Source organism: Thermodesulfobacteriota bacterium, assembly GCA_040755095.1.
Lineage (GTDB): Bacteria > Desulfobacterota > Desulfobulbia > Desulfobulbales > JBFMBH01 > JBFMBH01.
On the sequence record JBFMBH010000096.1, the window covers coordinates 1 to 17,606 of the forward strand.

At 68.5% G+C, this 17,606-nt stretch carries 13 protein-coding genes; 11 read left to right on the top strand and 2 right to left on the bottom strand.

Annotation, left to right across the window (positions count from 1 at the left end; translation table 11 throughout):
- Both AB1634_13640 and AB1634_13645 read left to right on the top strand, forming a co-directional pair.
- The coding region (locus tag AB1634_13640; protein MEW6220558.1) for a DEAD/DEAH box helicase at positions 1-2,768 on the top strand (2,768 nt) is incomplete at its 5' end.
- A 156-nt stretch (positions 2,769-2,924) separates the two neighbouring features.
- Positions 2,925-4,097 carry an SWIM zinc finger family protein gene (locus tag AB1634_13645; GenBank protein ID MEW6220559.1) on the top strand — a complete coding sequence of 391 codons (1,173 nt, stop codon included), beginning with the start codon at positions 2,925-2,927 and terminating at the stop codon, positions 4,095-4,097.
- Between the two features lie 34 nt (positions 4,098-4,131).
- Here the strand turns inward: AB1634_13645 and AB1634_13650 are convergent, their stop codons facing one another.
- On the bottom strand, positions 4,132-4,668 hold the full coding sequence (locus AB1634_13650; protein MEW6220560.1) for a Uma2 family endonuclease: 537 nt from the start codon (positions 4,666-4,668) through the stop codon (positions 4,132-4,134).
- A gap of 240 nt (positions 4,669-4,908) precedes the next feature.
- Here AB1634_13650 and AB1634_13655 point away from each other — a divergent pair, with 240 nt between their 5' ends.
- Entirely contained in the window at positions 4,909-6,273 is a 1,365-nt protein-coding gene (locus AB1634_13655; protein MEW6220561.1) for an ATP-binding protein, read from the top strand.
- Positions 6,194-7,939: a hypothetical protein gene (locus AB1634_13660; protein ID MEW6220562.1), complete on the top strand. Its 1,746-nt coding sequence runs from the start codon at positions 6,194-6,196 to the stop codon at positions 7,937-7,939. The genes AB1634_13655 and AB1634_13660 overlap by 80 nt, the downstream gene beginning before the upstream one ends.
- A gap of 14 nt (positions 7,940-7,953) precedes the next feature.
- On the opposite strand, the gene AB1634_13665 is transcribed toward AB1634_13660, so the two are convergent.
- The gene (locus AB1634_13665) at positions 7,954-10,719 is read right to left on the bottom strand and encodes an HDOD domain-containing protein (protein ID MEW6220563.1); all 2,766 of its coding nucleotides are present in this window, start codon (positions 10,717-10,719) and stop codon (positions 7,954-7,956) included.
- Positions 10,720-11,043: 324 nt separating this feature from the next.
- Here AB1634_13665 and AB1634_13670 point away from each other — a divergent pair, with 324 nt between their 5' ends.
- From AB1634_13670 to AB1634_13700, 7 genes are all read left to right on the top strand, one after another.
- Positions 11,044-12,975: an HDOD domain-containing protein gene (locus AB1634_13670; protein ID MEW6220564.1), complete on the top strand. Its 1,932-nt coding sequence runs from the start codon at positions 11,044-11,046 to the stop codon at positions 12,973-12,975.
- Positions 12,976-12,998: 23 nt separating this feature from the next.
- Positions 12,999-13,331, top strand: coding sequence for an inorganic pyrophosphatase Ppa (locus AB1634_13675; GenBank protein ID MEW6220565.1), 333 nt, complete (start codon positions 12,999-13,001; stop codon positions 13,329-13,331).
- A gap of 52 nt (positions 13,332-13,383) precedes the next feature.
- Positions 13,384-14,778, top strand: a complete 1,395-nt coding sequence (locus AB1634_13680; protein MEW6220566.1) for a sigma-54 dependent transcriptional regulator — start codon at positions 13,384-13,386, stop codon at positions 14,776-14,778.
- A 377-nt stretch (positions 14,779-15,155) separates the two neighbouring features.
- Positions 15,156-15,611, top strand: coding sequence for a hypothetical protein (locus tag AB1634_13685; protein MEW6220567.1), 456 nt, complete (start codon positions 15,156-15,158; stop codon positions 15,609-15,611).
- 78 nt (positions 15,612-15,689) lie between these two features.
- Positions 15,690-16,616 carry a sulfite exporter TauE/SafE family protein gene (locus tag AB1634_13690; protein ID MEW6220568.1) on the top strand — a complete coding sequence of 309 codons (927 nt, stop codon included), beginning with the start codon at positions 15,690-15,692 and terminating at the stop codon, positions 16,614-16,616.
- Positions 16,617-16,618: 2 nt separating this feature from the next.
- A complete protein-coding gene (locus AB1634_13695; protein MEW6220569.1) occupies positions 16,619-17,404 on the top strand; it encodes a TIGR02186 family protein in 786 nt (261 codons plus the stop codon).
- A partial coding sequence (locus AB1634_13700; GenBank protein ID MEW6220570.1) for a hypothetical protein occupies positions 17,401-17,606 on the top strand: 206 nt, incomplete at its 3' end. The genes AB1634_13695 and AB1634_13700, both read left to right, overlap by 4 nt.

Sequence of the window (17,606 nt, forward strand, 5' to 3'; positions counted from 1 at the left end):
CGGTGGCCCCCGCCTTGGCGCACCGGCCCTTGTTCCTTCTTGCCGCCATCTCCATCATGTCCCACACCCTGGCTCTCACCCCGGCCGGTCATCTGAAGATGATCGACCAGGCCGGCGCGGCCGCCGGTGCGCCCCTGGGGGCCGACCATCCTCCCGCCGACAGCGAGGCCATTGCCGCCGCTTTCGCCGCCAGTCAGGCCGAAGGTCTCGTCGCCCTGGCCGGCCGGCGGCCGGATCCGGGCTGGCCCCTTTCCTGGGGCTTCTGGCGGGAGATGGGCGCCCGGTATCTGGCGAGCCTGTGCCTGCAGCCGCCGGGCGTGTCGCTCTCCCCCCTGCCGCCGCCGGCGGCCGGGGATCTGGAGCGCCTGGCCCTGGGCGCGCCGCCCATGCTGGGCGCCGAGTACCTGACTCCGGCAGTGCTGGCCGACCTGTGGGCCGATCTTGACGCCTGGGTCCGGGGGCGGGTGGCGGCCGAAGCGGACGGCATCAGCGGTTTTCTCGGCCGGCATGCCCCCTTGTGGCGGCAGGTGGGTCGGGTCTGCTTCCATCTTGCCGAGAACCGCCGGGATCCCGAGCTGCCCTTTGCCTTTCTGGCCACCTATGTGCCCCGGCTGGGCGCCAGCGCCCGACTCCAGCACCAGCCGCTCAACAAGGCCCTGAGCGAGTACGCCGGCCGCCGCAACCAGGCGGCGCTGCTGCGGCTTCTCGAGCCGGTCCAGGAGGCAGCCCGCCGCTGCCCCTGGGTGCAGGCGCTGGTGGACAGCGGTGATCTTTATCACCCTTTGGCCTGGTCGCCCGCCGAGGCCTATGCCTTTTTGCGCTCGGTGCCGGAGCTGGAGGCCAGTGGCCTGGCCGTGCGGCTGCCGGACTGGTGGCAGCGCCGGCCGCGACCCCAGGTCAAGGTGACCATCGGCAGCCAGAAAGCCGCCGGACTCGGCATCGAGGCCCTGCTCGATCTGTCGGTTTCCCTGACCGTGGACGGCGAGCCCCTGGATGAAGAGGAGCTGGCGGGACTGCTGGCCGGCGACGACGGCCTCGCGCTCCTGCGGGGTCGCTGGGTGGAGGTGGATCGCCAGCGGCTGGCCGAGGCCCTGGCGCATTGGCAGCAGGTGGAGGCCGAGGTCCGGACTGGCGGCCTTTCCTTTGCCGAGGGCATGCGGCTTTTGGCCGGCGCCCGCCGGGATCTGGCCGGCACCGAGGGGCAGGGTGCCGAGGTCAGCTGGGCCTTGGTGGAGGCCGGCGCCTGGCTGGGGGAGGTGGTGGCCGGCCTGCGGGCGCCGGAGGCCCTGGCCGCCACCCAGGTGGGCCCGGCCCTGCACGCCCAGCTCCGGCCCTACCAGCAGGTGGGGGTGAACTGGCTCTTCTTCCTGAGCGAATGCGGCCTCGGCTCCTGCCTGGCCGACGACATGGGCCTGGGCAAGACGCTCCAGGTCATCGCCCTGCTCCTGGCCCAGAAGACCCGGCGAGCCGGGCGTCCACCCAGCCTGCTGGTGCTGCCCGCCTCCCTCATCGCCAACTGGCAGGCGGAGATCAGCCGCTTTGCCCCGTCCCTGGCCTTCCGGGTTCTGCACCCGGCCGAGGCCGGCCGTGCCGAGCTGACCCGGATTGCTGCTGACCCGGGGAAGGCCCTGGCCGGCGTCGACCTGGTCCTCACCACCTACGGCATGCTCAGCCGCCAGGCCTGGCTCAAGGATCAGACCTGGAACCTCATCGTCCTCGATGAGGCCCAGGCGATCCGCAACCCCGGCACCCGTCAGGCCCGGGCGGTCAAGGGCCTCTCCGGCCGGGCCCGGATTGCCCTCACCGGCACGCCGGTGGAGAACCGAGTGGGCGACCTGTGGTCCCTGTTCGATTTCCTCTGCCCGGGCCTCCTGGGCTCGGCGTCCCGCTTCCAGAGGTTCGTCAAGGCCCTGGACACCCGGGCCGAGGGCCGGTACGCGCCCCTGCGGCGGCTGGTGCAGCCGTACATCCTGCGGCGGCTCAAGACCGACCGCCGGATCATCGACGACCTGCCGGAGAAGGTGGAGCTCACCGCCTGGTGCGGCCTGGCCAAGGCCCAGGCCCGGCTTTACGCCCAGGCAGTGGCCGAGCTGGCCACCGCCCTGGACAGCCGCACCGGCATGGAGCGCCGGGGTCTGGTTCTCGCCTCCCTCATGCGCCTCAAGCAGATCTGCAACCACCCCAGCCAGGCCCTGGGCCAGGAGGGCTACGCCGAGGCCGACTCCGGCAAGCTCCTCCGCCTGCGCGAGATCGTGGAGGCGGTGGCCAGCCGCCAGGAGAAGCTTCTCCTCTTCACCCAGTTCCGGGAGATGACCACTCCCCTGGCCCATTTCCTGGCCGGCATCTTCGGCCGGCCTGGCCTGGTCCTCCACGGTGGCACGCCGGTGGCCGAGCGCCAGGTGCTGGTGGATCGCTTCCAGGACGAGGCGGGCCCGCCCTTCTTCGTCCTGTCTCTCAAGGCCGGCGGCACCGGACTCAACCTCACCGCGGCCAGCCACGTGGTCCATTTCGACCGCTGGTGGAACCCGGCGGTGGAAAGCCAGGCCACGGACCGGGCCTTCCGGATCGGCCAGAAGAGGAATGTCCTCGTCCACAAGCTCGTTTGCCGGGGCACGGTGGAGGAGAAGATCGACGCCCTCATCGCCGGGAAGGTCCAGCTGTCCCAGGATCTTTTGGCTGCCGGCGGCGAGGCCCTCCTGACCGAGCTGGATGACCGGGCCCTCCTGGAGATGGTGCGCCTGGATCTGGACAAGGCGGCCTTGCTGTGAAGATCGGTCGAACCGCAGAATATCGAACAAGGAATGGCCAATGGCGAAGGGACCGGTCGTTGCCGTTTCGGATCAGCTCTGCCGGTCCCTTCTGCGGTTGGAAATTCCTTGTTGGATATTCGATATTCGCTTTCCCAGACGGAGGAGACCCATCCCATGAGCTCATTCCAATGGCGGCCCTATGTGCCGGTGGCCAAACGGCGGGCGGCGGCGGCCCGGCATCTGGAGAAGATGCGCAAGAAGGGCTTCGTGGCGCAACCGGTGGCGATCAATGGCCGCACCATCGCCCACACCTTCTGGGGCCGCGGCTGGTGCGACCACATGGAGTCGTTCCACGACTTCGCCAACCGGCTGCCCCGGGGCCGCACCTATGTGCGGAACGGCTCGGTGTGCCATCTGGCCATCGAGCCGGGCCGTATTGAGGCCATGGTCATCGGCAGTGAGCTTTACGAGGTGGCGATCGCCGTCAAGCCCCTGGCGGCCAAGCGCTGGGGCGCCATCCGGGCGGCCTGTGCCGGCAAGATTGCCTCCCTGGTGGATCTTTTACGGGGCAAGCTGGCGGACGGCGTCATGGAGGTGGTCTGTCATCGCCAGACCGGCCTGTTCCCCTTGCCAGGGGAGATCAGCCTGTCCTGCAGCTGCCCGGACTGGGCCAGCATGTGCAAGCACGTGGCCGCGGTGCTCTACGGCGTCGGCGCCCGGCTGGACGAGACGCCGGAGGAGCTGTTCCGCTTGCGGGGCGTTGATCACCTGGAGCTGGTGGATGTGTCGGCAGCAGTCCAGGAGGCGACCCGCCGGGGCTCCTCCCGCCGCCGCCTGGCTGCGGACAGCCTGGGCGATGTCTTCGGCATCGAGCTGGCGCCGGAGCCGGAGAGGGAAGCAGCCGCCAAGGCACCGGCCCGGGGCCGTGGCAGGAAGAGGGACGACCCACCGGCTCCCCCGGGGCCTGCAGCCGGCACCACTGGCCCCCCGGCCAGCCCCGCGCCACCGCCGGTCATGGCCGGCGGCCGGGGCGCCGCCACCCGCCAGCGGAAGGCCGCCGCCACCGCGGTGTCCGCACCGCCGGCCCCCCGACCCGTCTCTCCGGCCGGGGACGACAACCGGGTTGGCGAAGCGAAGCCGGCCAGCACCATGCCCAAGACCCTCACCGGCTACGCCATCCGCAAATGGCGCCACCGGCGGGGCTGGACCCAGGCGGCCCTGGGCCGGGCCATCGGCGTGTCCGCGGCCTGCATCTGCCAGTGGGAGGGCAAGGAGCGCCGGGCGGTGCGGCCGCAGCCGCCCGTTCGGGCTGCCTGGGAGGCGATCTGGGATCAGGAAGACGATTGAAGGGGGGCGGGCGCTGGCCGTCCCCTGGCGCCGGCTACGGCCAAACCAGGGAGAAATCGAAGGCCAGGGTGCAGGAGGGCAGGGCGAAATCCACGGTCTCCTCGCTGGCGTCGGCCATCCTGCCGAAGCGGCCCTGGGTCAGCCGGTAGATCTTGGCGAGCCTTCTGTCCGGGTAGAGGAGCACGTAGTACGGCACGCCTTCCTGCTCGTAGAGCTCGTACTTCAAGCTTTCATCCTTGTCCGCCGAGCCCTTGGAGACGATCTCGAAGATGACCGCCGGCGTCCGTTCGACCCGCTCGTCGGTTGGCGGCTGGCAGACGACCATGTTGTCCGGCCGGACGATCGTGTCCCTGGCCACATGCCAGTCGGTCTCGTGCAGGGCCACGCAGGGCGGGCAATCCTTGAGCCGCTCTTCCAGCTGCCAGCTGATCCGCACCCCCACCCGTTGATGGGTATAGTCCGGCGACGGACTCATGGCATACGGAATGCCGCCGACCAGCTCCCAGCGGCCTTCCCACTGCTGGTAGTCGTCCACGGTGTAGCTGGGCAGATGCCGGTGTGCCAGGGACATGGCTCGAAGGGTTGGTGCCGGAAGGGTTTCTCTTCTGGGACGGAGCAGTTGGAGGGGGGGCGGGCTCCCTTTCAGGACACCGGTTGCCAGTACGATGCCAGGCCCACCGGGGGCTTGTCAATGGCAGAGGACGCCCCCTCCTTCATACCCTCCCCCCGATTCGAGGACTGTTCCGGCAACACGGTTATCCCCGTCCAATCTGTTCTTGACTTAAAGAAAAGACGTCGTCATACATAACCTATGTATATTCGTCGCCAGCTTGAGCCGATCCTCGTGGCACTGGCCGGCACCCCGCTGGGACGCTGTCTCATCGTTACCGGTGCCAGGCAGACGGGGAAGACAACCCTCATCCGGCACCTGTTCGGTCAGGGCGCCACCTATGTCAGCTTCGACGAGGCACTCACCCGCACCGACCTGGCATCCCGTTCCGCCGCCGAGTGGCTCAACAGGGGAAGCTCCTTCCTTTTTGACGAGGTCCAGAAAGTTCCGGACTTTTTGGGCACCATCAAGACCATGCTGGACCAGGGGCCACCGAATCTGCGGGTGGTGCTCACGGGCAGCGCCCAAATCCAGCTGTTGGGCAGGGTGCGGGAATCCCTGGCCGGAAGGTCTGTCACCAGAGAGCTCTTTCCTCTGTCCGTGGCGGAACTGGCCGGCTGCGCCCGCCCGATGCTCATGCGCCTTCTCGCCAGCACCACTGCGGAAGAGGTGCGGCAGGTCCTCGCCGGCTTGGCCTTTGCCGCGTTACGGCCGGAACGGCTCGCTGCGGCAAGGGAACAGCTCGGGCACCTGCTTTCCTGGGGCGGGATGCCGGCGCTGGCGCAGCTGGACGATCCGGGACACCGGTGGATCTGGCTCGAGGAGTATTGCAGCACCTACCTGCAACGGGATGTCGCGGATCTCGGGCGCGTGGCGGATCTCGACCTCTTTCTGCGATTCGAGAAGCTCGCCGCCATGCGGACCGCAGGCCTCCTCAACTATGCCGACCTGGCCCGCGACGCGGACGTCTCGTCAATCACCGGCAAGAAATACGTGCAGTATCTCACCCTCAGCTACCAGGCCTTTCTTCTGCCTCCCTTCCGGAGCAGGATGAAGGAGCGGCTCATCAAGGCGCCCCGCCTTCACTGGCTTGACCCCGGCGTCCAGCGCGTGCTGTCCGGCCTGCGTCAGGGGCTGACCGGGCCTCAGCTCGAATCCGCTGTGGTCGGCGAAGTGTACAAGACCTGCCGGACTTCCGCGCGGGAGGTCGGGCTCTTTTACCTGCGCACCAAGGACGGCCGTGAGGTGGACCTTCTGCTCCGTTTGCCTGGCGGCGGCTATCTTGCATGGGAGATCAAGGCTGGAGAGCGTGCCACCCCCGTCGACGCCCGCCATCTCCGCGACCTGGACACCCTCCTTGACGGCCCGATTCTCGGACGTTTCGTCATTTATCTGGGCAAGGAGTACCAGGCCTGGGACAACGACACCCACGCCGTCCCCGCCCATTTTCTGTTTCTGGAGGATTCTGACAAGGAGGACGACAACGATGGGGCGACAATACCTGGCGGTCCTGGTGCTGATCTTGACGATCCTGGCGGGATGGGCGGGGGGCACTGCCCTGGCTGAGAAAGGCGGCAAGGCGGGCCGGACCTGGGAGCATTTTCAGGAGGAGGTCCGGGCCAGGCAGGACCGGGGCTATGACGTGGCCCGAGCCATCACCCTGGCTGGCGAGGCGCGGGCGGCCCATGCCCGGGGTGAGGCGCGGGCGGCCCAGGAGCTCATGGAGCGGGCCTTCGCCGAGCTGGAAGCGGCGCCCCGGGTCGCGGGCGGCTCGGCGCAACCGGTCAAGGCGGCGGCGCCGGCGGCTGGGGGCGAGGCACCGGGGCCGATCCTGACGGAGAGTCCTTTCGGGGTGCATGTCAGCAACTTCCGGGTTCAGGAGCCCAACGAGCTGGGGGCGGACAACCGGCTCATCATCCGGGCCTCCGGGCTGGGCGACAAGCTCCGCTTCCAGGACCTGGACGGCATCGTGGCCGCCAGCCAGACCCGGCTGGTGGTGACCCTGGTGGCGGATGGCCAGCGCTCGGAGGAGAGCCACAGCTACTGCCTTCTGGCCGGTGACGAGCTGGCCCGGTGGCAGGCCATGGTCGGCCGGCTGGTGGAGCGCTATGACGGCGATGCCGACTGGGGCTGCACGGTTGCCGGGGGCAGGGACTGCTACGAGCCGGGGGACGGGCTGGCCCCGGACAGCGCCCTGGCCGCCGCCATCCGGCAGCGGCCCATCAGGAGCTGGCAGATCGAGAACGAGTGGCCCCATCAGCTCAAGGACTGCAGCGGTGGCAAGGAGGAGCACATCACCGCCCGCCGCTATGTGGAGCACCTTGCGGCCATGGGCAGCCTGATCCGCGGCAGGGACAGCTCGGCCCGGATCATCCTCGGTGCCCTGACCGGGGTGCGCTATGTGGCCGCCCTGGCCGGCTTTGCCCCGCGGCCCTATGTCGAGACCGGCTACACCGACTGCCAGTACCAACGGGTGCCCATCGAGGAGCTCCGGAAGCCGGGCCGGGAGCTGGAGCGCATCCGGCAGCTCGGCGCCACGATTGAAGAGGTGCTGGTCCAGGGGGCGGCCCACTACGACATCATCGACATCCACTTCTACGAGAACGACCCGCAAAGTCTGGTCGGGCAGGTCCAGTGGCTGACCGATCTCCTGCGCCGCCGGGGCGTCGGTCCCAAGGCGGTGTGGTCCCTGGAGAACGCCGGGCCGTACTACTTCTTTGTGGAGACCGGCGACCGCCAGCCTGCGGACTGCAAGAAGGCGGGCCGGGATGACCTGCCCTACAGCGACGAGATCCTGGCCGGCCAGATCATCAAGCACTACGTGGTGGGGATCAGCGCCGGCGTCGAGAAGATCTTCTGGAGCTCGATCTTTCCGACCCTGAGCTGGAGCGACAACTTCATCCGGACGGCCCTGGTGGATGTGGGCAAGGCCAAGAAGCCGGCCTACGCCACCTACCGGCTGATGACCGAAAAGCTTGCCGGTGTGCGCCAGATCACCAGGAAGGCCCCAGGCATCTTTCAGGTCGTTTTCCGGGACCGGCCGGCCCTGCTGGTGGCCTGGGCCGAGGATGAGGGGGGGAGTCGGGATCTCGGCGCCTATCTGGATGCCGGGAAGGTGCGGATCACGTGGCCGGTGACCCGCCGCGGTCAGGAGAAGGCGGAAAGCGAGGTGCGGCCGGTGACAGCGGTGCCCCTGGGCCGGCTGCCGGTTTTCGTGGAGGCCGCGCCCTGACCGCGGTCCGGCGGTCAGGCGCTGCGCAGGGTTCGCACCTTGGCCGAGATCTCCGGCCGCTCGCCGGTGAGGGCCCGCTGGATCACCTCCAGGACCTTGTCCAGGAGGAAGGGCTTCTTGAGGTAGGCAAAGGCGCCCATGCGGATGGTCTCCTGGATCTCCTCCTTGGAGGCCACGGCGCTGATGACAATGGCCGGCACCTTGGGATGCTCGTCCTTGATGTAGCGCAGAACCGCCAGCCCATCCTTGCCGGGCATCCGGATATCCAGGAGCACCACCGAGTAGGCCTTCTCCCGGAGCCGCTCGATGGCCGCCAGGCCGTCGTGGGCGCCCTCGGCCTCGTAGCCGGCCACCGTCAGGGCCTCCCGGACCATCTGGTTCAGGACCGGCTCGTCATCCACCACCAGCACCCGGTGGCGGGCCGGCGGTCCGGCTGAGACCGGCTCGGCCGGGTGGGCCTCGCTGGCCCGGGGCAGGGCCCGCAGCCGGCTGCCCTGCTCCAGGGGCAGGCCCAAGGTGAAGGTGGTGCCCCGGCCAACCTCGCTTTGCACCCGCAGGAAGCCGCCGTTGTGCTCGACAATGGTGTGGCAGATCGCCAGCCCCAGGCCGGTGCCTTCGCCCTCCCTTTTGGTGGTGAAGAAGGGATCGAAGATCTTGCTCAGGTTCTCCTTGGGGATCCCTACCCCGGTATCGGTGATCTCGATGGTCACGAACTGGTCCCGCTCCTGGCCAGTGATGGTGATGCTGCCGCCCTCCGGCATCGCCTGGCTGGCGTTGATGAGCAGATTCATGAACACCTGCTCGATCTGCAACGGATCCACCAGCACCAGGGGCAGGCTGCCGGGCAGATGGTTCTTGACCGTGATGCGGTGCATGGCCACCCGGTCGCCCAGCACGGACAGCACCTTGCCGAGCACCGCCCCGCTCAGGGTGGGCAGCCGCTTCGGCTCGTTGGGCCGGGCGAAGCTCATGAGGTCCTGGACGATCTTGGCGATCCGCTCCACCTGATCCGAGACCACGGCCAGCCGCTCGCTGGCCGCAGTCACCCCGGTCTGGCCCCGGAGCAGCCGCTGCATGATCTGGATATTGAGGGAGATGATGGTGAGCGGGTTGTTGATCTCGTGGGCCGCGCCGGCGGCCAGGCGCCCCACGGTGGCCAGGCGGTGGGAATGGAAGAGCTGGCGGTGGCTCTCCTCCATGCGCCGGGAGGTCTCGGCCATCTCCTGGCCCTGCCGGGCCAGCTCCGCGGTGAGGTGCAGGCGCTCCACCCCCCGGCTGGCGGCCAGGGCAAAGGCCTCGAAATGGCTGGCCAGCCGGCCCTGGCTGGCGGCGAGGCCCGGACCCTCGGTGAAATCCAGCAGCAGCTCACCCAGGAGCTCCCCGCCGCGCCCGGACTCCGCCACAAAAAAGGTGGCCAGGAACCGGGCCTGGGTGACCACCGCCATGATGCTGGCCTCCAGGCCACCGGCCGCCATCTGGCTGGCGGTGGCGGCCAGCCGCGCCACCGCCTCCTTCTGGATGGCCGGCCCGGCGGACCGGGCCTGGTCCATCTCCTCCGGCGCTGCCGGCACGGTGAAGGTCTGCCAGCCCTCGCCCTCATGGAACTGGCCAGCGTAAGCCGGCTCGGCCGGCTGCCGCACCAGACAGACCCCCCGCCCCACCCGGAAGGTGTCGCAGGCCAGGGAGAGGATCTCGCGGGCGGCCGCCTCGGCGGACAGCTCCGGGGCCAGGCGGCGGTTGAGCTCGGCCACTGCCGCCAGTACCCGGTTGGCCTCCTGGAGATCCTGGTTGTTGCGGTCCAGGTCCAGACTCATGCTGCCCAGGCTGCGGTTGGCATCGGCCAGGAGCTTGCGGTAGATCTCCTCGCTGGAGAAGCCCAGCACCTGCCCCAGGGCGCCGACCTTCTCGGTGACCCCGTCCATGAGCTCCTGCACCTGGGCACCGTCCAGGCCATGGTGGTAGAGCAGGTTCTCCAGGGCGAAGTGGAAATGCTCGTGACCATGGCCATTGGGTGCCAGAAAGTAGCTGCTGCCGATGCCGTGGGTCACGCACAAGACGTCCGCGAAGCGAACCAGGGCCGGCAGCTCGTCGGGCTTCGGCCGGATCGGCTCGAAAACCGGCTGGTGGTGCAGCCACAGCACCCGGCCCAGATGCTCCGGCAGACGCCAGTGGCCGGCCAGGAGCCGGCCGATCTCGGTGTGGTCGGTGCCCAGGATGGTCTTCTCCAGGCTCAGGGGCAGGGGGCCATTCTGGCTGCGGGCGCCCTGGTCGGCTACGGCCTGGCAGAGGCGCTCGAAATCCTCCGGGCCTTGCAGGAAGGCCACCAGCTTGCCCAGGTCGTGGAGCAGACCGGCGGTGTAGGCCTCCTCCGGGGCCGGGAAGCCCAGGCGCACCGCCAGCTCCCGGGCGGTCTGGGCCACCCCGATGGCGTGCAGCCAGAAATCCACCAGCCCGGCCTTCCGGCTGGCCAGGGGGCCGGAAAAACAGTCAAAGATGGAGACCGACAGGATGATGCTGCGGACGGCATTCAGCCCCAGCAGAGACAGGGCCTCGGCAATGGAGGCGGTCTTGCGACGGATGCCCACGGCAGGGGCGTTGGCGTAGTGAAGAATCCGGCTGGCCAGCACCTGGTCACGGCGCAACAGCTCGCCGATGGCGTCCAGGCTGGTGTAGGCCCCGTCCATGAGGCGGATAGCCTCCATGGCGATGGCCGGAAGGGTGGGAAGCTTGTCGATGGCAACGGCGGAGTCTGATAGTCCCTTCACACAATCCTCGCTCATTGTGGCCTCGCTGCTCAGGCCCCCGGTCCGCCCCCCAGCGGAGTCCACCAAGCATCTTAGCGTAAGTCGATGCAAGACAGATAGGTTTTTTTCCGCCCTGCAGGACCTCGACCAGGGACTTTCCTTTTTGCCTGCGGTTGGCTACACTCGCAGCTAAAGAGCCCTGCCCCACGGCGGGCTGGGCCGCTTCGTGCTCTCCCCCCTGGTCTCCGGCCGCACCCAACGCCCCTGTTTATGGCCACGAACCTTGCACAGCAGGTCGATGTCAGGCTTCTGCCCGGAGGCTTTTTCCTTCTCTTAGGCTCGGCCAGCCAGGGCCTGTCGTTGACGGACCTTTTCACCTATCTGCAGGCCCTGCAGATCCCCAATCTCCAGGCCGAGGCGGTGAAACGGGCCTTCGAGGCGCCCCGGGGCCAGCCGGCCTGGATCGCGCCGCCGCCGGGCAGCCGCCGCGGGCCGCCTCCGCCACCGGCCCGCAAGGTGGTGCGCTGGCGGGCCCCGCTCTCCAAGCCCGGGGCCCCCCGCCAGCCGGCCCGCACCGTCCTGGTGGTGGACCTGGCCGATGCCATGATCCGCGTGCTGGGCACCGCCTTTACCGGCAGCAATCTGGAGGTCAGGCACGCCGATCACCCCCAGGTCTTCGTCTCGGCCCTGACCGGCATCTTGCCCGACTTCATCATGCTGGCCGCCTTCCTGGGCAAGGTGGATGGCTGTCTTTTGTCCACCCGCATCCGCACCGACCCCCGCTCGGCAGCGGTGCCGGTGATCATGTACTCCGCCGCCCGTTCCCGGCGGGAGATCGTCCAGGCCTTCGATGCCGGCATCTCCGACTACCTGGTGATGCCGGTGAATGCCCAGACCTTCCGGGGCCGACTGGGGCAGGTGCTGGAGCAGGTGGGCAAGACCCTGCCGGCATCGGCCGCAGACCCATCCGTTGCCCCCGAGGCCGCCGAGGACTCCACGCCGCCGGTGCGTCTGGATCTGCCGGCCCTGGTCCGCAAGGTGGAGAGCATCATGGCGGTGCCGGTGGTCATTGCCCGGATCCTACGCATCTCCGGCACCGAGACCGCTGGCGCCAAGGAGCTGGCCCAGTCGGTGGAGTCCGATTCCGCCACGGTCAGCGCGGTGCTCAAGAAGGCCAATTCCGCCTTTTTCGGCAAAGGCGAGCCGATCCGGGATGCCAAGCAGGCCATCGACCGCATGGGCTTTTCCGAGGTGCGCAACATCGCCCTCGGCCTGTCGGTGATCAAGCAGTTCAGCCAGGAGCAGCGCTCCAACGGCTTCAACCGCTTCGACTTCTGGCGGCACAGCCTGGCCTGCGGCATCCTGGCCCGGCTCTTTGCCGAGCAGGCCCGCTATCCCGCCCCGGAGGACGCCTTTGTCGCCGGGCTGCTCCATGATCTGGGCAAGATCGTGCTCGACGAGCATCACAACCCGCCGTACGCGGACGTGGTCCTGGCGGCCATCCGCAGCCAGCGTCCCCTGGCGCAGATGGAGAGCATCCAGCTCGGCTACTCCCATGCCGAGGTGGGCGAGGCCCTCTGCCGGGCCTGGAAGCTCCCCGACCACATCCGGGTGGCGGTGGGCCAGCACCACGGCCTCCACTTCCCGGCCGGCGACAAGACCGATCCCCAGCACGTCCTCCTGGCCCGGCTGATCTTTGTGGCCAACATCTTCGCCAAAGTCCTGTGTGTGGGCAGCGCCGGTGACCTGGCCATCCAGGAGCCGCCCCAGGCCACCTGGGCGCGGAGCTTTCCGAAGCTGGCCCTGGGGCCGGAAGAGGTGGAGCGGGTGCGGGAGGAGCTGGCCCGGCTGGGGGAGTTCCTGGAGGTGGGCGGTGCCATCGGCGAGGCCGTGACCGCCGGCAGCGAGCTTCTGCCCGAGGTCATCCTCCTCAACCCCCAGCCGCCGCCCCGGATGCCCTGGGTGCTGCCGGTCCATCTCGCCATCATGGGCTACCGGGTGCGGACCTTCACCGATCCGGACGAGCTGCCGGCCAACATCGAGTCCGAGACCGGGCTGGCCATCTGCCTGGAGGCCGAGCGCTACGACGCGGTCCAGTCCCATCTGCTGCGCTTCTCCATGCGGCTGGGCTCGGCCGCCGTGCCCACGGTCATCATCCTCTCCGCCCAGGAGCGGGAGCTGGTGGAGAAGGAAGGCCGGCCGGAGCGGCCCCTCTTTTTGGCAGACCATCACACCATGCTCTATGAGCCGTACGATATCGAACAGCTGCACCGGGGCCTCAAGCCCGCCTGATCGTGCCCGGAGAAGGAGAACCCATGCCGGATCTGCCAGCCCATGCCGGACGCTTCGAGATCCAGCCCTACCAGCGCCTGGAAGAGACCGCCGAGCTGCGCCTCAGCCACGCCGCCTTCACCGGTGCCCCGTGCAAGCACCGCCATGACCCGGACAAGGTCGTGCTGGTGGTGGACCCGTGCGGCAGTCACCCCTTCTACTATGAATTCCTGGCCCGGGACATCAGCCATATGGAAGAGGTGGGCCATATCGTCAACCTGGAAGGGGAGGTGGTGACCCTGGTGCGGCTGTGGGTGAGAAAGGGCAGCATCGCGGTCAGCTGCCAGCCCTTCGTGGTGGCGGAGCTGCCCCGATGATCCGGCGGGCCGCCGCCGCGGCGGGCCGGAGCCCGGTCGCCGAGCGTACACCATGATCCCCACCCCGGGCGACGACAGTCCCAGCCCGCCCGCCCGCCTGCGGGTTGCGGTGGTGGACGACGAGCTGGTCACCGTCCGCCGCCTGCTCCACATCCTGGGCCGCGCCCGCTTTCAGGCTGCCGGCTACACCTCGGGCCTGGAATTCATGGCCAGCCTCGGCCGCCAGCCGCCGGACGTGGCCATCATGGATGTCCACCTGGCCGACGCCGACGGTGTTGACCTCATGCAGCGGCTGCACCTGGCGGCCCCCCACACCGAGGTGATCCTGATCACCGGCTATGCCTCCATCCCCCAGGCGGTGGATGCCACAAAGAAGGGGGCCTTCGGCTACCTGGCCAAGCCGTTCCGGGTCGAGGAGCTTCTGGCCACCGTGGCGGCTGCCGGCCGCCAGGTGGAGAAGAGCCGCGGCCAGGACCCCTTCGCCGACCTGGATCGGGCCGATTCCTTCGGCGGCCTGATCGGCAGCTCGCCAGCCATGCGGGCGGTGTTCAAGATCATTGCCCGGGTGGCGGCGGTGGACTGCAGCGTTCTCGTCCTGGGCGAATCCGGCACCGGCAAGGAGCTGGTCGCCCGCTCGCTGCATCAGGGCAGCCTCCGCCAGGGCCGACCCTTTGTGCCCTTCAACTGCGGCGCCTTTGCCGAGGACCTCATCGCCAACGAGCTGTTCGGCCACGAGAAGGGGGCCTTCACCGGCGCCACCACCACCAAGCTGGGCCTCCTGGAGACCGCGCACGGCGGCACGGTTTTCCTGGACGAGGTGGGCGAGATGCCGCTGGCCATGCAGGTCAAGCTCCTTCGGGTTATCCAGGAGCGCTCCTTTCTGCGGGTGGGTGGAGTGCGGCCCATCGACCTGGACGTCCGGTTCATCGCTGCCACCAACCAGGATCTCGACCGGATGCTGGCCAGCGGCGCCTTCCGCCAGGATCTCTACTACCGGCTCAAGGTAGTGGCCATCGAGCTGCCGCCGCTCAGGGACCGCCGGGAAGACATCCCGGCCCTGGCCGCCCATTTTGTGGCCAAGACCAGCCAACGGTACGGCAAGCCGGTGCCGGCCGTCGCCCCGGAATTCCTGGAGCCCCTTCTCGGCTATCCTTTCCCGGGCAACGTCCGGGAGCTGGAGCACATCGTCGAGCGGGCCGTGGCCCTGGCGGCCACCCCCACCCTCAGCCGGGCTGATCTGCCCCCCGACCTCTTCTTCGTGGAGTCCCACGCGGTGGGCCCCAGCCAGGAAACGCCGCGCCTCCAGGACATCGCCAAGGAGCACATCCTGGAGGTCTACCGCCGCACCGGCTTCAACCAGAGCGAGACCGCCCGCCTCCTGGGCATCTCCCGCACCACACTCTGGCGCCGGCTGCGGGATTTCCGCTTCGTGCCCGACAAGTCGTAAGGGATAGCCTCTGCCTGACGTGCTTCTTCCCATAGCTCTGTCACGGCGATGGGATTGATGGGAGTCATGGGAATCATGGGAGAGCGGTGCCCGGCGCCCTGCCTGGTCCCATAGCTTCCCTGACTCCCATGGCTGCCATGACTGCCGCCCTGTTGCAGCCTTGAACAGCTGTTCCAGCCTGAAGCGGCCGCCGGCCGCCTGTTGGGCCGGTACCCTGTTTCATTGTGAGCATCCCGCCTGCCGCCCCTCCTGTCGTCAATTCGATAACCGGTTGAATTTCAAGCAAAAGATTCGATAGCGCCCTCCTTGGCACGGCCGTTGCTTTGGCCCGGTGGAGCCTGCATGCCGCAGGCCGAGCATGCCGAGGATCACGCCTTATGGGGATCGCTGTTCTGTTGACCGGAAACCAGGCGGATCGGCACGCCGTGGATCATGCGGTCTCCCTGGCCCGGCGTACCGACGACACGGTGTTCGGCCTGCGCGACCGCCGGCCGGCCGCCGCTGGCCAGGAAACCTCGCTGGGTCACAGCCTGGCCATCCTGCTGCGGGAGGCCGATGCGTGCGGGGTGGCGGTGGAGTGTCACGACCTGCCGGTGGAGGAGGAAAGGGAGCTGATCGCCTTCCTGCGCCAGCACCGCATCCGCTGCCTGGTGGTGGGGGCCGACGACCGCAGCGAGGAGCGGCGGGTGGGGCGCTGGCTGGAAGACGTTCGCCGGGCCATCGCCCGGGACCAGGACTGGGCCATGCGCTCGTTCTGGACCATGATCGCCGTGCCCGGCGGCACCAGCACCACGGCCAGCGGCGACCGGGCGCCGCCGGTCCCGGACGGCTAGGCGCCAGGGGAGAGGGGGGAGGCTTGCGGCAAGACCCAAGGCACCATCACAACAAACTGTCACAAGGGGAGGACGTCCATGTACATGTATCTGCCAATCGCGCTGACCAGCGTCAATTTTCTTCTGGTCAGTGGTCTCGGACTCATGGTCGGGCTGTTGTCCGGCCTGTTCGGGGTTGGAGGAGGCTTTCTCATGACCCCACTGCTGATGATGATCGGCATTCCGCCCACCATTGCCGCCGCCACTGACGCCAACCAGATCGTCGCCGCCTCCTCGTCGGGCATGTTCTCCCACTGGCGGCTGGGCAACGTCGACTACAAGATGGGCATCCTGCTGCTGGTGGGCGGCTTTCTGGGCGGGGCCGGCGGCGTGCAGCTCATCAAGATGCTCAAGGCTACCGGCGGCGCCGACTTCCTGATCAAGATGACCTACGTGGTCATGCTGGGGGTGGTGGGCACCTTCATGTTCTTTGAAAGCCTCATCGCGCTCAGGAAGGCCAAGGCCAACCCGAGCCACGGCAAAGGCCGCCAGGGGGGCGGCAAGTCCGGCGGCCTTCTGGGGCGCCTGCCGGCCCAGACCTTCTTCGACAAATCGGGGGTCACCCACTCTGCCCTGGTGCCGGTCGGCCTGGGCGGCTTTGTCGGGGTGCTGGCCGCCATCATGGGGGTGGGCGGCGGCTTCCTGATGGTGCCGGTGATGATCTACCTCCTGCGCATCCCCATGCACGTGGTGGTGGGCACCAGCCTCTTCCAGATCCTGTTCACCTGCATCGAGGTCACCTTCCTGCAGGCGGTCATGAACCACACCGTGGACTTCCTGCTCGCCATCCTGCTCCTGGTGGGCTCGGTCTTCGGGGCCCAGATCGGCACCATCCTGGGCCGCAAGCTCCATGGCGATCAGCTCAAGATCCTCCTGTCGGTCATTGTGCTCGCGGTGACCGTCAAGCTGGTTTTCGAGCTGATCCTGCAGCCTTCCCTTCTCCTCGCCTACGCCGGAGGTCACTGAACATGTCGCATCGTCACGCCAGCCAGCGCTTTGGCTTTGTCATCCTTCTGGCAGCTGTTCTGGGGGGCCTGCCGGCTCCCGCGCTTGCCGCCGCGCCTACCTTCGCGGTGTCCCCAAGCGAGATCCCCATCACCATGGGCTATCATGGCGCCACGGTGAGCGTCACCGGCCAGGCGGATCCGGCGGCCGACATCGTGGTTGCGGTCAGCCAGGAGCCGGCCGACGTCCATCTGCGCTACAAGGGCAAGGCGGCCGGCATCTTCTGGATGAAGATCGGCACCCTGGTCTTCCACAACCTGCCCGCCACCTACCTGCTCCACACCTCCAAGGACCTGGCCAGCATGGTCACGCCCGGGGAGCAGGCGCGCTTCCGCCTGGGCTACCAGGCCCTGGCCGCCTCGTCCACCATCGTTTCCGAGGCGGGGACGATGCCGGCCGGGGACTGGTTTGCCGAGTTTGTCCGGCTCAAGGAATCCGAGCACCTGTACGCCGTACGGGAAGGCAGCGTGCAACAAGATGGCCAAGGCGGCTTCCAGCTGGCCCTGGATTGGCCCTTCCAGGCCCAGCCCGGCACCTATCAGGTGCAGGTCTATGCGGTTCAGGACGGCCAGGTCACCGGCCAGGCGACCAGCCAGATCACGGTGGCCATGACCGGTCCGGTGCAGCTTCTGTCTCGGCTGGCCTTTGAGCGGGGCGCTGTGTACGGGGTGGTGGCCATCGTCATCGCCCTGGTGGTCGGCTTTGCGGTGGGAGGCATCTTCAAGAAGGGAGGCGGCGGCTCCCATTGACCGCCGGCAGCTCCATGGGCATGGGCAGCCGGGGCCAGCAGCTCCTCCTTTCCCTGGGCCGTTGGCTGGCCCGGACCATGACCGGGGAAGACCTGCCGGTGGGCGAGGTCTTCCGCCGGTTCCAGGCAGTGCTGGCGGCCAACAACCGTGCACTGGAGCTGATGGCCGAGATGTGGGAGCGGCTGGCCGGTGACTCGATCTT